The sequence below is a fragment of the Curtobacterium sp. TXMA1 genome (assembly GCF_020162095.1).
Taxonomy (GTDB): domain Bacteria; phylum Actinomycetota; class Actinomycetes; order Actinomycetales; family Microbacteriaceae; genus Curtobacterium.
The window spans coordinates 1154650-1174532 of the sequence record NZ_CP083910.1 but is presented as its reverse complement, the minus strand read 5'-3'; the positions used below and the strand labels follow the sequence as shown (position 1 = coordinate 1174532).

Annotated in this window: 18 protein-coding genes; 1 reads left to right on the top strand and 17 read right to left on the bottom strand. The window is 73.0% G+C overall.

What is annotated here, in order from left to right; genetic code table 11:
• Positions 1-10: 10 nt before the first annotated feature.
• The 17 genes from LCG91_RS05555 to LCG91_RS05475 all read right to left on the bottom strand — a co-directional run bounded on the left by LCG91_RS05555 (position 11) and on the right by LCG91_RS05475 (position 18924).
• Positions 11-4474: an FtsK/SpoIIIE domain-containing protein gene (locus tag LCG91_RS05555; RefSeq protein WP_224442755.1), complete on the bottom strand. Its 4464-nt coding sequence runs from the start codon at positions 4472-4474 to the stop codon at positions 11-13.
• A gap of 58 nt (positions 4475-4532) precedes the next feature.
• The gene (locus LCG91_RS05550) at positions 4533-5063 is read right to left on the bottom strand and encodes a hypothetical protein (protein ID WP_224442754.1); all 531 of its coding nucleotides are present in this window, start codon (positions 5061-5063) and stop codon (positions 4533-4535) included.
• 56 nt (positions 5064-5119) lie between these two features.
• Positions 5120-5635, bottom strand: a complete 516-nt coding sequence (locus LCG91_RS05545) for a hypothetical protein (protein WP_224442753.1) — start codon at positions 5633-5635, stop codon at positions 5120-5122.
• 222 nt (positions 5636-5857) lie between these two features.
• The gene (gene der, locus LCG91_RS05540; protein WP_058728042.1) at positions 5858-7381 is read right to left on the bottom strand and encodes a ribosome biogenesis GTPase Der; all 1524 of its coding nucleotides are present in this window, start codon (positions 7379-7381) and stop codon (positions 5858-5860) included.
• A 122-nt stretch (positions 7382-7503) separates the two neighbouring features.
• Complete coding sequence (cmk, locus tag LCG91_RS05535; RefSeq protein WP_224443103.1) at positions 7504-8199, bottom strand: (d)CMP kinase; 696 nt, start codon at positions 8197-8199, stop codon at positions 7504-7506.
• A 185-nt stretch (positions 8200-8384) separates the two neighbouring features.
• Positions 8385-9509: a prephenate dehydrogenase gene (locus LCG91_RS05530; RefSeq protein WP_224442752.1), complete on the bottom strand. Its 1125-nt coding sequence runs from the start codon at positions 9507-9509 to the stop codon at positions 8385-8387.
• A gap of 20 nt (positions 9510-9529) precedes the next feature.
• Positions 9530-10363, bottom strand: coding sequence for a pseudouridine synthase (locus LCG91_RS05525; RefSeq protein WP_411955834.1), 834 nt, complete (start codon positions 10361-10363; stop codon positions 9530-9532).
• Positions 10364-10962: 599 nt separating this feature from the next.
• Positions 10963-11571, bottom strand: a complete 609-nt coding sequence (locus LCG91_RS05520) for a hypothetical protein (protein WP_224442751.1) — start codon at positions 11569-11571, stop codon at positions 10963-10965.
• 47 nt (positions 11572-11618) lie between these two features.
• Positions 11619-12155: an SMC-Scp complex subunit ScpB gene (gene scpB / locus LCG91_RS05515; protein ID WP_233422397.1), complete on the bottom strand. Its 537-nt coding sequence runs from the start codon at positions 12153-12155 to the stop codon at positions 11619-11621.
• Between the two features lie 139 nt (positions 12156-12294).
• Complete coding sequence (locus tag LCG91_RS05510) at positions 12295-13182, bottom strand: segregation and condensation protein A (protein WP_058728406.1); 888 nt, start codon at positions 13180-13182, stop codon at positions 12295-12297.
• On the bottom strand, positions 13166-14044 hold the full coding sequence (locus LCG91_RS05505; RefSeq protein WP_058728405.1) for a ParA family protein: 879 nt from the start codon (positions 14042-14044) through the stop codon (positions 13166-13168). Before LCG91_RS05505 ends, LCG91_RS05510 begins: the two co-directional genes overlap by 17 nt.
• Positions 14045-14249: 205 nt before the next feature.
• A complete protein-coding gene (locus tag LCG91_RS05500; protein ID WP_224442749.1) occupies positions 14250-15083 on the bottom strand; it encodes an SseB family protein in 834 nt (277 codons plus the stop codon).
• A 4-nt stretch (positions 15084-15087) separates the two neighbouring features.
• Entirely contained in the window at positions 15088-15834 is a 747-nt protein-coding gene (priA, locus tag LCG91_RS05495) for a bifunctional 1-(5-phosphoribosyl)-5-((5-phosphoribosylamino)methylideneamino)imidazole-4-carboxamide isomerase/phosphoribosylanthranilate isomerase PriA (protein ID WP_058728404.1), read from the bottom strand.
• 241 nt (positions 15835-16075) lie between these two features.
• On the bottom strand, positions 16076-16711 hold the full coding sequence (gene hisH / locus LCG91_RS05490) for an imidazole glycerol phosphate synthase subunit HisH (protein WP_058728403.1): 636 nt from the start codon (positions 16709-16711) through the stop codon (positions 16076-16078).
• Positions 16708-17310: an imidazoleglycerol-phosphate dehydratase HisB gene (gene hisB / locus LCG91_RS05485; RefSeq protein WP_224442748.1), complete on the bottom strand. Its 603-nt coding sequence runs from the start codon at positions 17308-17310 to the stop codon at positions 16708-16710. The genes hisH and hisB overlap by 4 nt, the downstream gene beginning before the upstream one ends.
• The gene (locus LCG91_RS05480) at positions 17307-18431 is read right to left on the bottom strand and encodes a histidinol-phosphate transaminase (protein WP_224442747.1); all 1125 of its coding nucleotides are present in this window, start codon (positions 18429-18431) and stop codon (positions 17307-17309) included. The genes hisB and LCG91_RS05480 overlap by 4 nt, the downstream gene beginning before the upstream one ends.
• A 118-nt stretch (positions 18432-18549) precedes the next feature.
• Positions 18550-18924, bottom strand: coding sequence for a LysM peptidoglycan-binding domain-containing protein (locus LCG91_RS05475; RefSeq protein WP_058728400.1), 375 nt, complete (start codon positions 18922-18924; stop codon positions 18550-18552).
• A gap of 235 nt (positions 18925-19159) precedes the next feature.
• Here LCG91_RS05475 and lexA point away from each other — a divergent pair, with 235 nt between their 5' ends.
• Positions 19160-19804, top strand: coding sequence for a transcriptional repressor LexA (gene lexA / locus LCG91_RS05470; protein WP_082687623.1), 645 nt, complete (start codon positions 19160-19162; stop codon positions 19802-19804).
• Positions 19805-19883 lie beyond the last annotated feature (79 nt).

The following is a 19883-nucleotide window of genomic DNA, read 5'->3' as shown; positions in this document are numbered from 1 at the left end:
CTCTCCCCGATCACGAGGACCCGAGGTCCCGAGCGACCTGCACGCGGGTGATCCGCCCGGAGTCGACCATGATGCCGCGACCCACGGGGAAGTCGCTCCGGGTCACGCGCGGGAAGGCCGTCCGGAAGAGCGTCAGCCCGTCGGTCTCCTCCGGCTGCAGGGCGATCCCGGCACGTGCGGTCTTCAGCTCGGCGAAGAGCTGCCACGCGTTCGGCGCCGTCACCGTGTCGGCCTCGGCGAGCACGAACACCCCCGCACGGCGCGCAGCCTTGATGAGCCTGGCCACCTGGCTCTCGGCCGGCAGGCCCTCGAAGTCGCCGACGTTCTCGATCACGATCACCGGGTCCGGTCCGCTCGACACCCCGCTCTCGAGCGCGGTCGCGAGCTGTGACGCGATCGCCTCGGCATCGGTGGCGTCCTGCGCTGCGGACGCCCAGTCGGTCGCGTCCCGCAGCGTCGACCGGCGCCCGACCACCAGGTGCGCCGGCCGTTCCGGCCACGTCGCCCGCACGGACCGCAGCACGGTGCGCATGGTCGTCGAGCGACCGGACCCGAACGGCCCGGTGACAACGAACAGCCCGTCGGTCGGGACGCCCACCGGGCCGAGGGTGTCGTCCGCCAGCCCGATCGTCGGGCGCCCACCCACGGCGAGCGGCAGTGCAGCACGGTCGACGTCCTCGGGCAGACGGCGGATCGGCGGGGCGGCTGCGACCCCGCGGCGCACGAGGTCCGCTGCGAGCTCCTCGACCGCCGCGGCCTGCGCGACGAGGTCGGCGCTGCCGCCGGGCACCGCGACCTGGACCTCGTGCTCGTCGACGAGTCCCCTGCCGGGCACGGCGTCCTCGAGTACGTCTGCCGGCACGTCGGCGGCGTGGTACTCCATCTCGGTCGCCAGGCGGAGCACGATGCGCTCCCCGATCGCGGCCTGCAGGTTCGACGGGAAGGCCGCGGTGCGGTCCGCACTCATCACCAGGTGCACGCCCAGCGCACGTCCGGTCGCCGCGATCGCGACGAGCTGGTCGAAGACCGGCTGGGTACCGAGACGGAACTCGTACTCGTTGCGGAACGCTCCCATGCCGTCGACCAGGACGAGGATGCGCGGTTCGGCGGTGCCGGTCACGTCGCGGTACTCGGTGAGGTTCGCCGCCCGGGCGGCCGCGAACCGTGCGGAGCGGTCGGCGACGGTCGCCTCGAGGTCGGCCAGGAGGCGCGTGATCCGTTCGTCGTCCGGCCCGCTGATGACGGTGCCCACCGTCGGCAGCGCCTCGAGCATGCGCAGACCGCCACCGCCGAAGTCGAGCCCGGTGATCCGGACCGGGAACCGGTCCGCGACGGCGGAGGCCGCGACCGCTACGGCGCGGAGCGCCGCGGACTTGCCGGCTCCGCCGGCGCCGAGCACGGCCACGTTGCCGACCGCGTCGAGGTCGAGACGGAACGGGGTCTGCTGCTGCGACTCGGGCAGGTCGACCGTCCCGATGACGAGTGCCGACCCGTCGGAGGTGGGCAGGGCCTCCAGGCCGACGGCGTCAGGGAGCTGGTCGAGCCACGGCTTGCGCGGGACCTCGAGGCCCTGCCGGTCCGCGGCATGGACGATGGTGGCGGCGAGCCGCTCGATGTCGCGGGCCCGCGTGGAGTCCCGCGGCGCGCGCGGAGGACTCGGCCAGGTGCTGCCGGGGCCGAAGGGGAAGTCCTGCACGTCGACGTCCGGCTCGTGCACGACGTCGTCCGAACGGCCGCCGAGGTAGGCGGTCTGGAAGTCGAGCACGCGCCCCGGGCCGATCTTCGCGGCCGCACGACCGGGCGTACCCGGGTCGAAGAAGGCGGCGTCGGCCACGCCGAGGACGTCCTCGCTGTCGACCGGGTCGGCGACGCGAAGGGCGATGCGGAGGTTCGTGTTGGCGCGCAGGGAGTCCTTGATGACCCCGCTCGGGCGCTGGGTCGCCATCACGAGGTGCAGGCCGAGGGACCGACCGCGCTGGGCGACGTCGATGACGCCGTCGATGAACTCCGGGATCTCGGTGGCGAGGGCGGCGAACTCGTCGATCACGATGACGAGGACGGGCGGTGCCGCGGGGTCGCCGCGCTGTTCGAGGGTGACGAGGTCCTTCGCGCCGCGGTCGTTGAGCAGGTGCTCGCGGTACCGGAGCTCCGCCCGCAGCGAGGTCAGCGCGCGACGGACGAGGTGCGGGTTGAGGTCGGTGACGAGGCCGACGGTGTGCGGCAGGCCGACGCACTCGGCGAACGCGGCACCGCCCTTGTAGTCGACGAGCAGGAACGTGAGGCGGTCGGGCGCGTACTCCGTCGCCATGCCCATGATCCACGTCTGCAGGAACTCGCTCTTGCCGGCGCCCGTGGTCCCGCCGACGAGTGCGTGCGGTCCGTGGGCGCGCAGGTCGAGGGCCAGCGGCTCGCTCGGTCCCTGGCCGACGACGGCGCGCACCCCGCCGCTCTCACGCCCGGACCCCGGCTGCCACGCCGCGGTCAGGCTGTCGTTCTTCGACCACCGCTGGACGATCGCGGACGGGTCACCGGCGACGTCGCCCTCGTACAGGTCGACGAACGCCACGCTGTGCGGCAGGTCGGTCTCGTCGAGGACCCGCGCGCCGGAGTCCTGGATCGGCGCGATCGCCCGGGCGACCGTCGCCGCCTCGATGCTGTCCACACGGTCGAGCTCGTCGAGCACCACCGACTGCCCGGACCGGACGAAGCCGACCGTGGCGGTGCCGCTCGCCCGGTCGAGCACGATGTGCGTGCGGCACACCACGGGCAGCGCCTGCAGCGTGGGCGCGAGCCAGAGGACGTGCACGCCGAGGTCGGGTCCCTCCTCGGCCAAGGCGACGAGCCGGGCGCGGTCGGCGGGCGCCTCGGCGGTGACGAGTACCACGACGGCCGGCGTCGCCGGCAGGCGGTCCACCGACTCGCCGTGGTCCTCGTCGAGGGCGCGGGACTCGTCGATGCGCGACCGGACCTGCTCGCCGCGGCCCGAGCCGGCTGCACGACGGGTCGCCACGAGGCCCTCGAGCTCGGCCAGCAGTGTCGAGGCGCCGGCGAAGTCGTGCACGAGTCCTGTGGAGCGCAAGGGGCTGTAGGGCGAGTCCACGTGCGGCAGCCACTTGAGCCACGACCACTGGTCGGTGGTGGTGCCCCCGGCGAAGGCGGTGAGCACGAGGTCCGCCGGGCTGTGCAGCCCCGCGAGCTGCACCACGAGCGACCGGGCGACGTCGTCCGCCGCCAACCCGGTGCCGGCGACACCGATCGCGCCGGCGCGTTCGAACGTCTCGACCACGGGCACCGGCCCGACCGTGGCGTACTCGTCGGCGAGCGCCTCGGCGCGGTTCCAGTCGTCGACGCTGCCCGAGTTCTTCGACGGCAGGGTGACGGTGGAGCGCGACGGTTGCGTGCCGGCCCCGAAGCGGACCTCGAGGAAGGTGGTGTGCTCGGGCTTCCGGGTCCAGAGCAGCGCCGAGCGGTCGCGCATCGCCGCCGTCACGACCGCCGGGGCGGGTGACTCGGCCGTCCGCGCCTCGATCTCCGCGGCACGGGCGGCTGCGAGTCGTTCGCGGGAGTCGGCGAGCGACTCCTCGAAGCGCTGGCGTTCGTCGCGACGCCTCCGCCGGGCCTGCACACGCTGGTCGATCCACGTGCCGATCATGATGACCGGCGACAGCGCGATGAAGATCAGCGTGTACGGCTGCTTCGTGACGAGGAACAGGACCGCGCCGAGGATGATCGGCGCGATGATCGCGATCATCGGCAGCCGGGGCTTCTCGCCCGGCACCGGGATCTCGGGCAGGGTGAACTGACGGCCGCGGTGCGCCGGTTCGACGCGGGGCGAACGGCTGAAGTCCACCTCGGGGACCGCCGACGCGGAGGCGTCCGCGACCAGCGCGGACGGCGCGGTGGGCAGCGATCGGATGCGCAGCGTCGTGTCACCGATCCGGATCGTGGTGTCGGGATCGACGAAGGCACGCGCCACGAGCCGCCCGTCCACCTCGACCCCGTTCGCGGAGTTGAGGTCGACGACCTCGACGGTCTCGCCGACCGTCACGGTGGCGTGGCGTCGGGAGACCAGGTCGTCGCCCGCGAGCCAGACCTGTGCCATCGCGTCGCGACCGACGAGGTTGACCCCCTGGGACAGCGTGTACTCATTGCCGGCGTCCGGGCCGGAGAGCACCTGCGCGACCGCCGCCGGGGCGTCCTCGACGTCGTCGCCGCGCCGTCGGTCCGTCGCCGCGACGACCTCGACCCGGCAGCCGGACCGGAGCGACGACTCGTGCACCGTGGCCGACGGGTTGAGCAGGCGTGGCTGCGGTCGGTCGGGGAACCACACGCGCAGCGTCAGCGGCACGCCGTCGGCCGCGGTCCGCCCACGGGACAACCGGTCGGCAAGCGAGCCGATGGTCGCCGTCACGTCCGCCGTCACCACGACGTCGCGGTCTGCCCGCGGCCCCGCGATGGTCACCTTGAGTTTCACACACCACCCCCGTGCCCACCATCGTACGGGCGTCCTCCGACCACGGACGGCTCGGAGGTCACCCGGCGGACCGCTCCCGCCGTGGAGGCCGCGCCGGCTTCGGGAACGTGGTGCGCATGTGGTCGCTCGTCAGCACGTCGCCGATGCCGATCATCAGGAGCGAGAAGAGGATCTGCTCGATGACCATCCAGAACGGGTAGAGCCCGGGGATCGCTGCGACGACGAGGGTCACGACCGGGAAGATCCGGCTGAACAGCCGCAGGCGCTGGTAGGCCCAGTAGTAGCCGAGCTGTGCCCGCCACGCGAACACGTAGAGCGTCAGGGTGATGAGGAGCACCACGGTCGCCCGGAACCAGACGGCCCACGCGACGGTCTCCCCCGCGCGGGTGAGCAGCACCGCGACGACGATCGCCGCGAGTCCGACCGCGGTCTCGGCGACGAGCAGCCACCGTATCCACCGGAACGACCGCACGGTGTCGGGGTGGGCGAGCATGTCCTCGCGGATCACGTAGTCGGCCTGCCGACCGCCGGCCAGGCGGTCCAGGTGCAGCCGGCACCAGAGACGGTCGGCGAGGACGGGGAGACGCACGAGTCAATGGTGCCGCATCCGGCGCCCGTCGGAGGGCCGTGCCGCTCCGGTCCCGCTCAGTCCGCGGGGACGAGCAGCGCGACGCCGAGCACCGCGTCGGTCTCGTCGTCGACCAGGGCGGCGGAGCGGGTGTCGGCCTGGAGCGCCGAGGCACCGATGACGAGCGCGAAGCCCCCGGAAGTACTCCCGTCGATCGGGGCCGACACGATGGACGCGGCGTGCGCGAGGGCCTCGACGTCGGGCAGCGCGTCCGGTGCGAGGACGAGTCGGACCGATTGGGTCCCTGGCGGCAGGGACAGCCCGTCGACCCGGACCGTGACGGTGGACTCGTCGGACTCGTCGGACTCGTCGGCGCGTTCGATGCGGATGGTCGCCGCGAACCCGTCGACCAGCGGCGTCGCGGTGCCGGCGACGGGCAGGACCCGGTCGACCCAGTCCTCGACGCTCCGCGGGACGCCCTGTCGGACGCCGGCACCCGGGATCGGGGCACCGAGGGCGTTCGACACCGCGAGCGGACCGGACCGGTCGACGGGTCCGGACCGGTCGACGGGTCCGGATGCGTCCGCGGGCACAGACCCCTCCCTGGGGACGGTCTCACCCGCGCGCCCGGCTCCGTCGTCTCGCTCGGCCGTCCCGGCCACGTTCGGCCGGTCGCTGGGACGCCCGGCCCGGTCCCCGTCGTCGTCCCCGGTGACGAGCCATGCGGCGCCGAGCCCGGACACGACGACGGCGAGCGCCAGCAGGCCCGCCAGGGGTCCTCGCCGTGCTCGCCGTCCCACGTCGTCGTCCGACCGCTACGTGCGCTTGCGGCGCTCGCGCACCCGCATGTTGACGTTGATCGGGGTGCCCTCGAAGCCCCACACCTCGCGCAGACGACGCGTGATGAAGCGGCGGTACTGCGGGTCGAGGAACGCCGAGGTGAAGAGCACGAACGTCGGCGGCTGGCTCGACGCCTGCGTCCCGAACAGGATGCGGGGCTGCTTGCCACCGCGAACCGGGTGCGGGTGCTCCTGCACGAGCTCGGCGATGAAGGCGTTGACCTTGCCGGTCGGGATGCGGGTGTCCCACGACTCGAGCGCGGTCTCGAGCGCCGGCACGAGCTTCTCGAGGTGACGGCCCGTCCGGGCGGAGATGTTGACGCGCGGGGCCCAGGCGACGTGCGCCAGGTCCTGCTCGATCTCGCGCTCGAGGTAGCGACGTCGGTCGTCGTCGAGCAGGTCCCACTTGTTGTAGGCGAGGACGAGCGCGCGACCGGACTCGAGCACCAGGTCGATGATGCGGAGGTCCTGCGTCGAGATCGGCTCGGTCACGTCGAGCACGACGACGGCGACCTCGGCCTTCTCGAGCGCCGCGGTGGTGCGGAGCGAGGCGTAGAAGTCCGCGCCCTGCTGCAGGTGCACGCGCTTCCGGATGCCGGCGGTGTCGACGAAGCGCCACACGCGGCCGCCGAGCTCGATCTGCTCGTCCACCGGGTCACGGGTGGTCCCCGCGAGGTCGTTGACGACGACGCGCTCCTCGCCCGCGGCCTTGTTGAGCAGCGAGCTCTTGCCGACGTTCGGGCGGCCGAGGATCGCGACGCGACGGGGTCCGCCGACCTCCTGCTTGGCGACGGCCGACGTGTCGGGGAGCGTCTTGATGATGAGGTCCATCAGGTCCGCGACGCCGCGGCCGTGCAGCGCGGAGACCGGGTGCGGCTCGCCGAGCCCGAGGTTCCACAGCTCGTAGGCGTCCAGGTCACGGCGGTCGTCGTCGGCCTTGTTCGCGACGACGATGACCGGGCGGTCGGTCCCGCGGAGCATCTTCACGACGTGCTCGTCGGTGGCGGTGATGCCGACCGTGACGTCGACGACGAAGAGCACGGCGTCGGCGAGGTCGACCGCGACCTCGGCCTGGGCGGCGACCGAGGCGTTGATGCCGCGGGCGTCGGGCTCCCACCCGCCGGTGTCGACGAGCGTGAAGCGCTTGTCGTTCCACTCGGCCTTGTAGCTCACGCGGTCGCGGGTGACGCCGGGGACGTCCTGCACGACGGCCTCGCGACGGCCGATGATGCGGTTGACGAGCGCCGACTTGCCGACGTTCGGACGCCCGACGATCGCGAGCACCGGGTACGCGGGCAGGTAGTGGACGCCGTCCTCGCCGAGCTCACCGGCGTCGAGGAGCGCGACGTCCTCGTCGTCGAGCTCGTACTCGTCGAGTCCGGCGCGGAGCGCGTTCGCACGCTGGTCCGCCTCGGCGTCGTCGAGTCCGGCGAGCCGTTCGCCGAGCGCGTCGTCGTACTCCGGGAAGTCGTCGTTGTCGTGGCTGTCCTGCTGGGCCATGGTGGGTTTCCTCGTGTGCGACCGGGGTCGCGGTGTCGGTGGCCGGTGCCGGCCGGGCCGGTTCCCCGGCCGTGGTGACCGGGCGACCCGGTCGTGGTGACCGGACGGCGCCCGGTCGTGCGTCAGTGCGTGGCCGCTCGGGCCAGGTCGACGACCGCCTGGACGGTCTGGTCGAAGTCGAGGTCGGTGGAGTCGAGCGTCGTGACACCGTCCGCGGCGTTCATGAAGTCGACGACCTTCGCGTCCGCCGCGTCTCGGCGGGCGAGTGCGGCGGAGGTCTCGGCGGCCGACTGCGTGGTGACCTCTGCCGAGCGCCGAGCCATCCTAACCGACTCGTCGGCGGTCAGCAGGATGCGGACCTCGGCGTCGGGTGCGACGACCGTGGTGATGTCGCGACCCTCGGTGATGATGCCCTGCGCGTCGGCCTTCCGCATGACCTGCCGGAACAGCTGCACGAGCTTCTCGCGGACCCCGGGGAGCTTGGCGATGTGCGCGACCGCCGCGGTCACCTCGGGGGTGCGGATCGCTTCGGTCACGTCGGTGTCGCCGACGCGGACGAAGTAGTCGTCGGGGTCGGTGCCGATGGAGTAGTCGAAGGTGTCCCAGCTCGCCACGACCGCGGCGGCGTCGTCGAGGTCGACGCCCTGCTGCAGGGCATGCCATGCGAGTGCACGGTAGGCGGCGCCGGTGTCCTGGTACCCGAAGCCCAGGGCACGGGCGGCCGCGCGCGAGACGCTGGACTTGCCGCTGCCGGCGGGGCCGTCGACCGCGATGACGGTCTTCGCGACGAACGCGCCCTGCGGCAGGCCGGACGGCACGGGGGCGCTGGTCGACCCGGGCTCGCCGCCCGGGGTGCCGAGCCCACCTGCGGGCCCACCGAGCGCACCACCGTCGGCGCCGCCGGCCGCACCGTCGCCCGGGGTCGGGGTGGGCAGACCGGAGTCGGGCCCCTCGGGACCCCCGGTGACGCCGGAGTCGTCCGGCGTGACGTGCGTGTCGTCGTTCAGGCCCATGCTGCTGCGATCCTCCATCCGCGCCCCTCGAGTTCCTCGACGAGTCGCTGTTCCTGCTCGGGCACGACCGACACCTCGACGATGCCGATCGGTGCGCCCGGTGAGTGCTCGAGGCGCATGTCCTCGAGGTTGATGCCGATCTCCCCGATGAACTGCAGGAGCGCGGCGATCTGTCCCGGGGTGTCGTCGACGAGGACGACCACCTGGGCGAAGCGCTTGGTGGTGCCGTGCTTGCCGGGGAGCCGCTCGACCCCGCGGTTGCCTGCGGCGATGGTCTCCGCGATCGTCCGCGGCGATCCTTGCCCGTCGGGGTCGTCGAGCGCGGCGAGCACCCGGTCGAGGTCGTCGCGCAGGTCGGCGAGCACCGGCCGGATGTTGACCGCGTTCGCCCCGATGATCTGCACCCACAGGCCGGGGTCGCTCGCGGCGATGCGGGTCACGTCGCGCACGCCGCCACCGGCGAGGCCGAGCGACCCGTCAGGCGCTTCCTGCAGCCGCGCGGCCATCAGGGTCGACACGAGCTGCGGCGCGTGCGAGACGTACGCGACGGCGAGGTCGTGCGAGTCCGGCTCCATCGGCACCACGGTCGCGCCGACGTCGAGCGCCAGGTCCTCGACCACCGCGGCACGCTGGTACGAGATCGCGTCGTGCCCGGCGATGACCCAGGGGCGACCGACGAACAGGTCGGCCCGCGCTGCGGTCGGTCCGCTGCGCTCACGACCCGCCATCGGGTGCGAGCCGATGTACCGGCTGACGTCGGCACCGGATGCGCGCAGCCGGTCGAGCGGACCCGCCTTGACGCTCGCGACGTCGGTGACGACCGCGCGCGGGAAGGCAGTGAGCTCACGCTCGACGACCGTCGCGACCACGTCCGGCGGGACCGCCACCACGACGAGCTCCGGGTCGTCGCCGTCCGCCGGTCGCCGGCCCGCACCGTAGTCGACGGCGAGCGCCAGTGCGGCCGGCGAGACGTCGTCGAGCACGACGTCGACGCCCTTCTCGCGCAGGGCGAGTCCGATCGACGCGCCCAGCAGCCCGGCACCGACGACCCGCACGGGTCCGCGCAGCCGCCGGTCGATGTCCGGTTCGGCGAGCGGGGCGGGGGCGTCGGTCACGGGCCTCAGCCTACCGAGCGTCAGTCGGCAGTCTCCTCGTCGGTGTCGCCCTGTGCAGAGCCCTTCGCCTCGCGGGCGATGCGCAGGAGTGCACCGAGCTCGACGGTCGAGAGCTCACGTACCCTGCCGATCGGCAACGATCCGAGCTGCAGCGGCCCGAACGACCGCCGCACGAGCTCGAGCACCGGGTGGTCGACCGCGTCGAGCATGCGTCGCACGATCCGGTTGCGCCCCGAGTGCAGGGTGATCTCGACCAGGGACTCACCGCGGGCGGACTCGAGCAGGCGCACCTTGTCCGCGGCGATCGGTCCGTCCTCGAGCTCCACGCCGTCGAGCAGCCGCTGTACCGTCGCCGGGTTCACGTTGCCCGCGACCTTCGCGATGTAGGTCTTCGTCACGCCGAACGACGGGTGGGCCAGCACGTGCGCAAGGTCGCCGTCGTTCGTCAGGAGGAGCAGCCCGGACGTCTCGGCGTCGAGTCGACCGACGTTGAACAGGCGCTCCTCGTACCGGTCCACGAACTCCGACAGGTCCCGTCGACCGCGCTCGTCCTGCAGGCTCGACACGATCCCGACCGGCTTGTTGAGCAGCACGTACCGCCGCGAGGTGTCCACCTGCACCGGCACACCGTCCACCGCGATCTCATCCGACTCGGGGTCGACGCGGCGGCCGAGGGCCTCGACGACCTCGCCGTTCACCGTGACGCGCCCCTCGACGATCAGGTTCTCCGCGACCCGCCGGGACGCCACGCCCGCAGCGGCGATGACCTTCTGCAGCCGCTCACCGTCGGCCTGGAGGCTCGCCGCACCCCCGGCGGGCGACCCCGCCTCGTCCGCGTCCCAGTCCGGGATGATCGGCCGCTCGGGCGTGCCCTCCACCGGGATGCCGTGGTCGTCACGCGCACCCTCCGGGCGCGGCGTCGTCCCACGCTCGGCGCCGCTCGGGATGCGTCCGCGTCCGCCCGCACCCGGCCGATCGCCGTTGCGTGCAGTGGTCGTCCCGCCGACGTAGCGGCGACCGTTGTGCCAGACGGTGCTCGGTCGACCGTCGGGGGTGCGGCGGTCCTCGCGGGCGGGGTCGCGGCGGTCGTCACGGCGGTCGTCACGGCGCTCCGGTCGGCGCCCGGCGTCGCGGCGGTCGGTGCCGCGACGCTCGTCGTCGCGGCCGCGGTACCCACCACGGTCGCCGGCCGGACGCTCGTCACGCCCGCGGTAACCACCACGGTCACCACCCGGACGCTCGTCACGCCCGCGGTACCCACCACGGTCACCACCCGGACGCTCGTCACGCCCGCGGTACCCACCAAGACGCTCGCCGCCGCGGTCGTCGCGCCCGCGGTACCCACCACGGTCGCCGCCCTGCCGGTCGTCACGCCCGCGGTACCCGCCGGAGCGGTCGTCCTCGCGGCCGACGAACCCGCCGCGGTCGGTGCTGCGGCGGTCGGCGTCGCGGCTCACGAAGCGGCCGCGGTCCCCACCGGAGCGGTCGTCGCGCCCACGGTACCCACCACGGTCACCGCCGCGGTCGTCGCGCCCGCGGTACCCGCCCTGGTCAGGACCGGCGCGGTACCCACCACGGTCGCCACCCCGCTGGTCGTCACGTCCGCGGTACCCGCCCTGGTCCGACCCGCCGCGGTACCCGCCGCGCTCGCCACCGGACCGGTCGTCGCGGCCGCGGTACCCACCACGCTCACCGCCGCGGTCGTCCTGTCCGCGGTACCCACCACGCTCACCGCCGCGGTCGTCCTGTCCGCGGTACCCACCACGGTCGCCACCCCGTCGATCGTCACGCCCGCGGTACCCGCCCTGGTCCGACCCGCCGCGGTACCCACCACGCTCACCACCGGACCGATCGTCACGCCCGCGGTACCCACCACGGTCACCACCACCTGTCGGGCGCTCGTCGCGCCCGCGGTACCCGCCACGGTCCGCACCAGGCCGACCACCCGCGCGGCCGGAGCCGGCGGTGCGGTCGCGGGACGCGCCTCCAGGCCGATCGGAGCCGGACCGATCAGCACCGGACCGGTCAGCACCGGAGCGGTCGGAGCCGCGACCGTACCCACCGGAACGGCCGTCCGATCCCCCTCGGGACCCACCTCGTCGTTCGTTCTCATACGCGGCCATCGGGGATCCCTTCGTTGTGCCCGAAGCCGTCCGCGCCGTCCTCCAGCAGAGGCGAGATCAGCGGCAGTTCGTCGAGCGAGTTGATGCCGAGCTGCTGGAGCAGCAGGTCGGACGTGACGTAGTTGATGGCGCCGGTCTCGGCGTCGGTGAACGACTCTTCGATGAGGCCGCGCGCGACGAGCGTGCGGACGACGCCGTCGACGTTCACCGCCCGGATCGAGGCGATCTGCGAGCGGGTGATCGGCTGCTTGTAGGCGACCACCGCTAGGGTCTCGAGCGCGGCCTGCGACAGGCGCGCAGGCCGCTCGGCCTCGACGAACTGCTCGACGACGTCGTCGAGCTCGCGCCGCACGTAGAAGCGCCAGCCGCCGCCGACCTCGCGGAGTTCGAAGCCGCGGCGTACCGTGCCGTCGACACCGTCGAAGTCGGCGACGAGCCGCTCGATCGCCTGACGGACGGCGGGCACCGGCGCGCCCACCGCGGCACCGAGCGAGACGAGCGACTGCGGCTCGTCGGCGATCATCAGGATGGCCTCGAGCTGCCGGTCGACGGGCAGGTCCGGGTGCGCGGCCTGGCGGGCGTGCAGCTCGTGCTCGATCGCTCGGGCGTCGGCGACCTCGTCCGCTCCCCCGGGTTCGGCGCTCGATGCGGCGGCGCGTGCGTCATCCGTCATAGTCGGCTCCCAGGTTCGCGAGGCTCTCGTCGGACCAGTCCTCGGCGGTCCAGCGGAGTGTCAGCTCCCCCAGCGGTTCGAGCTGCTCGAACGAGATCGATGCGTTCCGGTACAGCTCCAGGATCGCCAGGAAGCGAGCCACAACGATACCCGTCTCCGAGACCCCGGCGACCAGCTCGCGGAACGACACGTCCTCGTCCGCCCGGGTGCGGAGGATCGACACCACGATCGCGGCCTGCTCGCGGATGCTCACGAGCGGGGCGTGCAGGTGGTCGAGCCCCACGGTCGGGATCTCCCGCGGCGCGAACGCCAGCGTCGCGATCGCGGCGAAGTCCTGCACCGAGAGGGTCCACACGAGCTCCGGGGTGCGGGCGCGGAAGCGCTCCTCGAGCCGGACCCGGCGGACGTGGCGGCGCGACTCCTGCTGCCACCGCTCCCCGAACCACTCGGCGGCCTGCTTGAACGCCCGGTACTGCAGGAGTCGTGCGAAGAGCAGGTCCCGGGCCTCGAGCAGGGCGACGTCCTCGGCGTCCACGAGTTCGCCCTGCGGGAGGAGTCCGGCGATCTTCAGGTCGAGCAGGGTGGCGGCGACCACGAGGAACTCGCTGGCCTCGTCGAGCTCGTCGGCGGACTCGGCCTGGCGGACGTACTGGATGAACTCGCCCGTGACCGCGCCGAGCGAGACCTCGGTGATGTCGAGCTCGTGCTTCGTGATGAGCGAGAGCAGGAGGTCGAACGGGCCGTCGAAGTTGCGCAGCCGGACCCGGAAGCCGGGCGCGGTCGTGGTCCCCGCCGGCGCGGACCCGGCGACGCCGTCGTCGTCGACCGGCGCTGTCGGGCCGGAGGAGGATGCGGACGGGTCAGGCGACGGCGCCACGCTCGACGAGCTCCCTGGCGAGCGCCCGGTAGGCGTGCGCCGCGGCGTGCTCCGGCGCCGTCTGCGTGATCGGCCGCGCCGACACCGTGGCGTCCGGGAACTTCACGGTCCGGCTGATCACCGTGTCGAGCACGTTCTCGTCGAACGTCTCCACGACGCGCTCCATGACCTCGCGCGAGTGCAGCGTCCGCGAGTCGTACATCGTCGCCAGGATGCCGTCGAGCCGCAGTGCCGGGTTGAGCCGGTCCCGCACCTTGTCGATCGTCTCGATCAGCAGCGCGACACCGCGCAGCGCGAAGAACTCGCACTCGAGCGGGATGAGCACGCCGTGCGCCGCGGTCAGGGCGTTGACCGTCAGCAGACCGAGGGACGGCTGGCAGTCGACCAGGATCAGGTCGTAGTCGTTCGACACCTTGCGCAGCACGCTCGCCAGGATCTGCTCGCGGGCGACCTCGTTGACGAGGTGGACCTCGGCGGCGGACAGGTCGATGTTCGCCGGGATGACGTCGAGCATCGGCACGTTCGTCTGGCGGATGACCTCGCGCGGGTCCTTCACGGAGCCCATCAGCAGGTCGTAGACGGTGGGGACGTCGTGCGTGCGGACCCCGAGCCCGGCGGACAGGGCGCCCTGCGGGTCGAAGTCGACGGCGAGGACCCGACGGCCGTACTCGGCGAGCGCGGCACCGAGGTTGATCGACGTCGTGGTCTTGCCGACGCCGCCCTTCTGGTTGCAGAGCGCGATGATGCGAGCGGGGCCGTGGCCGTCGAGCGGCGCGGGCACCGGGAACTGCCGGACGGGCCGACCGGTGGGGCCGACCGGGGTCTGCTCGGTGCCGGGGGTGGTCGTCGGGTTCGTGCTCACTCGGTCATCGTACCGGCGTGCCGCCAGGGGCCCCGGTCGCACCGCCGCGGCGGGCCGCAGCGCACGGGGCGGAGCTGCACCGTACCTCCCGGCCGTGTCACCCGTCCGCGAGTCGTGCGGCAGAGCGACAGTGTCCCCGCAACCGTCGGGCGGACACTGTCGCCTTCGCGGACCACTCGCACCACGCGCGACCGCACCGACGGCGTCAGGCGGGCCGCAGCGCGACGCGCATGCTGTCCACCCGGTCCGCGATGACCGCGTCCGCCGTCCACCGCTGCTGCAGCCGACCGACGAGCGCCTGGACGGCCGCCTGGTCGAGTCCCGGGTGCAGCGCCAGGCCGACCGTCAGCTCGGCGCCGGCGAACCGGCCGAGCGGGTCGCCCGGCGACAGCTCGACGCGTGCCACGGCAGGCTCGTCGGCGACCGAGGCGGCGAACGCCTGCCCGACCTCCGGGTCCTCGAAGCACGGGCTCCACGGCAGGTCCTGCCCGATCGCCCACACGGCGGGCCGACGGAGCACGAACTCGGTCGGAGCCGTCGGGTCGAGGACGACGAGCTGCGTCTCCTCGCTCGCCGCGGCCATCGCGACCCGACGCGAGTCCGCCGGCACCGGACGCGCGGTGGCGTCCCACGACCGCATCGCCTCGGCCGAGGTGAAGGCGGGCATCACGCTGCGCCCGTCCGGCCCCGCGACCGTGACGATCGACAGCTCCTGGGTCTTGTCGACGAGCTTGCCCTCGGCGGTGTGCCCGACGTCACCGGCCTCGGCGACGAGCGGGATGAGCAGCCGTGCGCCGCGCAGGGCATCGACGACCGCACGCTGCGACCCGCCCTGCTGCAGGGCCGTGATCGCCGCGACGAGCGTCGGGTCCGCCAGGCCGTCGTCGTCGGCGTAGGCGTCGTCGTGGGCGTCGAACGTCCGTCCGGCCCACGGGTTGCCCGCCGAGTCCGCGGCACCGCCCGGGGTGTGGGCGTCGTCGTGCGCGCCCGGCTCCGGAGCGTCGGGTCCGGTGCCGCGGCCGTTCGAGATGCCCGCCACGGGGCTACTCGGAGGCGATGTCGAGGGCGGCCGGCAGCGTGAAGGCGCCGGAGTACAGGGCCTTGCCGATGATCGCGCCTTCGAGGCCGTGCGGCACGAGCTCTCGGAGCGCACGGAGGTCGTCGAGCGTCGAGATCCCGCCGGAGGCCACGACGGGCTGGTCGGTGCGGTCGCAGACGGCGCGGAGCAGGTCGACGTTCGGCCCCTGCAGCGTGCCGTCCTTCGTCACGTCGGTGACCACGTAGCGGGCGCACCCGGCGGCCTCGAGCCGGTCGAGCACCTCCCACAGGTCACCGGCGTCCTCGGTCCACCCGCGGCTCGCCAGGGTCGTCCCGCGCACGTCGAGGCCGACCGCGATCTGCTCGCCGTACTCCCCGATCACCCGGGCGGCCCAGTCGGGCTTCTCGAGCGCGGCCGTGCCGAGGTTCACGCGGGCGGCGCCCGTGGCGAGCGCCGCTTCGAGGGACGCATCGTCGCGGATGCCGCCGGAGAGCTCGACGGACACGCCCTCGACCTCACGGATCGCCTTCGCGATCACCTCGCGGTTGTCCCCGCGCCCGAACGCCGCGTCGAGGTCGACGAGGTGGATCCACTCCGCGCCCTGGTCCCGCCAGGTGCGGGCCGCGGCGACCGGGTCGCCGTACGAGGTCTCGCTGCCGGCCTCGCCCTGGGTGAGGCGGACGGCCTGTCCGTCGACGACGTCGACGGCGGGCAGCAGGACGAGGGGCGGGGTCGCGGTGAGGTCGGTCATGGTCCTGTCGGTTCTCGGTGGGAGGTGGTGCGGTCGGTCCGGTGGCCGTCGTGGCCCGTGGCGGTCGCGGCTGGTGTGGCGGCAGCCGGTCGGGTTGCGGCTGGTCGGGTGTCGGCCGGTGCGGGGGCGGCTGGGGAGCGGCTGATCGGGTGGCGACCGATCTGGTGTCGGCCGGTGCGATGGCGGCCGGGAGGCGCGGCGCGCGTCCGTCCGCCCAGCCTGCGTCCGGTGGACGGCCGGGTCAGAGCGAGTCGACCCAGTTCCGCAGCAGCCGGATCCCCGGCTCCCCCGACTTCTCCGGGTGGAACTGCGTCGCCGTCAGCGGCCCGTTCTCGACCGCGGCGACGAACCGCTGCCCGTGCTCCGCCCAGGTCAGGCGCGGGGCACGGAACGGGCCGTAGGCGTCGAGCGGGAAGTCCGTCACGCCGTACGAGTGGACGAAGTAGAACCGCTCGTCGTGCAGGCCATCGAAGAGCACGGAGTCCTCGGGCGCCTCGACCCGGTTCCAGCCCATGTGCGGCAGGACCTCGGCCTGGATCTCCTCGACGACGCCCGGCCACTGGCCGAGACCCTCGACGTCGGCGCCGCGCTCGACGCCCCGGGCGAACATGACCTGCATGCCGACGCAGATGCCGAGCACCGGTCGTCCACCCGCCAGGCGGTGGTCGACGATCTCACCGCCGCGGACGCCCTCGAGCTGGTCGACGACCGCTGCGAACGCGCCGACGCCCGGGACGAGCAGTCCGTCCGCACGGAGCGCAGCCTGCTTGTCGGCGGTCAGGGTGACCTCGGCGCCCGCGCGCTCGAGGGCCTTGGCCGCCGAGTGGACGTTGCCCGATCCGTAGTCGAGGACGACGACGTTCGGCTTCGCGGTCACAGCTTCCCCTTCGTCGACGGGATGCCGTCGACCCGGGGGTCGAGCTCGACGGCGCGGCGCATCGCGCGGGCGAGGGCCTTGAACTCGGCCTCCGCGATGTGGTGCGGGTCACGGCCACCGAGCACGCGGACGTGCACGGTGATGCCGGCGTTGAACGTGACCGCCTCGAACACGTGGCGGACCATCGACCCGGTGAAGTGCCCGCCGATCCGGTGGAACGCGAAGCCCTCGGGCTCGCCGGAGTGCACGAGGTACGGACGACCGGACACGTCGACCACGGCCTGCGCCAGGGCTTCGTCGAGCGGCACGAGGGCGTCGCCGTAGCGGCCGATCCCCGCCCGGTCGCCGAGGGCCTGCCGCAGCGCCTGCCCGAGCACGATGCCGGTGTCCTCGACGGTGTGGTGCACGTCGATGTCGGTGTCGCCCGTCGAGCGCACGCGCAGGTCGATGAGCGAGTGCTTGCTGAAGGCCGTCAGCATGTGGTCGAAGAACGGCACGCTCGTCGAGATGTCGGACGAACCGGTGCCGTCCAGGTCGAGCGAGAGCTCGATGCTCGACTCGCTCGTGCTCCGGCTGATCGAGGCGGTGCGGGCGGTCATGCGTCAACCCTAACCGGCGGCTGGTCGGCGGCCACGCGGCGCATGGCATCGAGGAACGCGGTCGTCTCCTCCGCGGTCCCCGCGCTCACCCGCAGGTGGTTCGGGATGCCGAGGTCGCGGACGATGACGTCCTGGTCGAGCAGGGCCTCGAACGCGGCGTGCGGGTCGGCCACCCCGCCGAACAGCACGAAGTTCGACCAGGTCTCGTAGGTGCGGTACCCCATCGCCTGCAGCTCGGTGACCATGCGGTCGCGTTGCTGCTTGATGTCGTCGACCATCGCCAGCATGGCGGGGGCGTGCCGGAGCGCGGCGACGGCTGCCGCCTGGGTGAGGGCCGACAGGTGGTACGGCAGGCGCACCAGACGGAGCGCGTCGACGACGGCCGTATCCGCCGCCAGGTACCCGACGCGGGCGCCGGCGAAGGCGAAGGCCTTGCTCATGGTGCGGGACACCACGAGTCGCGGGCGGCCGGGCAGCAGGGTGATCGCACTCGGGGCGTCGGCCGGCATGAACTCCGCGTAGGCCTCGTCCACCATCACGATGCCGTCGGTCGCGTCGTAGGCGGCGCGGATGGTCTCGATGTCGAGCGGGGTGCCCGTCGGGTTGTTCGGACCGCACAGGAACACGATGTCGGGGCGGTGCTCCTCGATCGCCGCGACCACGGTCTCCGGCTCGATGCGGAACTCGTCGTCGCGCTGCGCCGGGATCCACCGTGTGCCGGTGCCGGACGCGAGGATCGAGTGCATCGAGTACGTGGGCGGGAACCCGAGCACCGACCGGCCCGGCCCACCGAAGGCCTGGAGCAGTTGCTGCAGGACCTCGTTCGACCCGTTCGCGGCCCAGAGCTGGGCGGGGGTGAGCTGCTGCTCGGCGGACAGTCCACCGTTGAGGTAGCCGGCGAGAGACTCGCGGAGTTCGGTGAACTCCCGGTCGGGGTAGCGGTTCACGGTCGTCAGGGCCTGCCGGATCGAGGCCACGATGTCCTCGGCGACGTCCGCGGGAACGGGATGCGTGTTCTCGTTGACGTTGAGCTGCACGCGCACGTGCTTCTGCGGGGCGCCGTACGGGCTCTGCCCGCGGAGGTCGTCACGGATCGGGAGGTCTTCGAGCGTGGTGTCCACCGATCCATCGTAGGCCGCGGCCCGCAAGGGACGACCGGCCGTCCGGACGGTGGCACGGCGGGCGGACGACCGGCCCGTGCCCCGGGAGCCACCCGGCGACCGTTGACCGCCGATCAGGTCAGTTGCCGGCGGTGTACTTGGCCGGGATGGCGATCTGCTCGCCGGCCTGCAGCGTCGAACCGTCGAGCGCGTTGAGGCTCACGACGTCCTGCACGAAGTCGCGGGGGTCGGCCTGCGGTGCGGTCTCCTCCGCCAGCTGCCACAGGGTCTCGCCCGGCTGCACCGTGACGGTCTCGAAGTGCACGGGTGCACCGGCACGCGAGGAGTCGCCGGCCGAGGCCTGTCCGCCGTTCAGCACGGAGAGGGCGACGACCAGGAAGACGGGGAGGGCCGCGAGCGTCGTCAGGACGATGCGGCCGCGACGCGTGATGCGCAGGCGCGTACGGACGGCGGGCGTCGCGGTGCGCTGGTCAGCGATGGCGATGGTGCTCATGTCGTTCTTGCCTTCCCGTTCGGAGGAACCGAAGTCGTGTACCGAACATAGTTTCGAATACCGCCCCGCACAAGTCCCAGGAAGGGATTCCTGCGGGATTTCTTGCCGACACGCTCGAACAGGTGTTTGTCCGGCCGGATGCGGTCGGATACTGTTTCGATCGACTGGGACGAGTCAAGCGGGGACCACCGACATTCCTGCCCGACCGCCCGGCACCGACGAAGGGCGGTACGACGTGGCGGACGATCTGCGGGTCCAGAAGCCGTTGACGGCGAAGCAGCAGGCGATCCTCGACGCGATCCGTGCGTCGATCGCCAGCCGGGGCTACCCGCCGAGCATGCGCGAGATCGGCGACGCCGCCGGACTCTCCTCGCTCTCCAGCGTCTCCCACCAACTCGGCCAGCTCGAGCTCGGCGGGTGGATCCGTCGCGACCCGAACCGCCCGCGGGCGCTCGAGGTCCTGGTCGACGAGCCGACCCCCGACGTCGAGACGCCGGACGTCGACGCCACGACCCTCGTCCCGCTCGTCGGACGCATCGCCGCCGGTGTCCCCATCACGGCCGAGCAGCACGTCGACGAGATCGTCCCGCTCCCCCGTCAGCTGGTCGGCACGGGCGACCTCTTCATGCTCAAGGTCGTCGGTGAGTCGATGATCGACGCGGCGATCTGCGACGGCGACTGGGTGGTCGTCCGGTCGCAGCAGACCGCGGACAACGGGGACATCGTCGCCGCGATGCTCGACGAAGAAGCGACGGTCAAGGTGTTCCGCCAGCGCGACGGCCACACGTGGCTGCTCCCCCGGAACTCGGCGTTCGAGCCGATCCTCGGCGACGCGGCCACCGTGCTCGGCAAGGTCGTCGCGGTGCTCCGCTCGATCTGACCCCTCCCGGGACCGCACGCCCGGTCCGCCGCCGTCCGGATCGGGAGGCATCCGAGGACGGCACCGACAGCACCGACGA

Excerpts from the sequence above, each read along its gene's own strand:
- der (WP_058728042.1), bottom strand. The coding sequence starts at position 7,381 with ATGGCCCAGCAGGACAGCCACGACAACGACGACTTCCCGGAGTACGAC.
- scpB (WP_233422397.1), bottom strand. The coding sequence starts at position 12,155 with ATGATCGCCGACGAGCCGCAGTCGCTCGTCTCGCTCGGTGCCGCGGTG.
- priA (WP_058728404.1), bottom strand. The coding sequence starts at position 15,834 with ATGACCGACCTCACCGCGACCCCGCCCCTCGTCCTGCTGCCCGCCGTC.
- hisB (WP_224442748.1), bottom strand. The coding sequence starts at position 17,310 with ATGACCGCCCGCACCGCCTCGATCAGCCGGAGCACGAGCGAGTCGAGC.
- LCG91_RS05475 (WP_058728400.1), bottom strand. The coding sequence starts at position 18,924 with ATGAGCACCATCGCCATCGCTGACCAGCGCACCGCGACGCCCGCCGTC.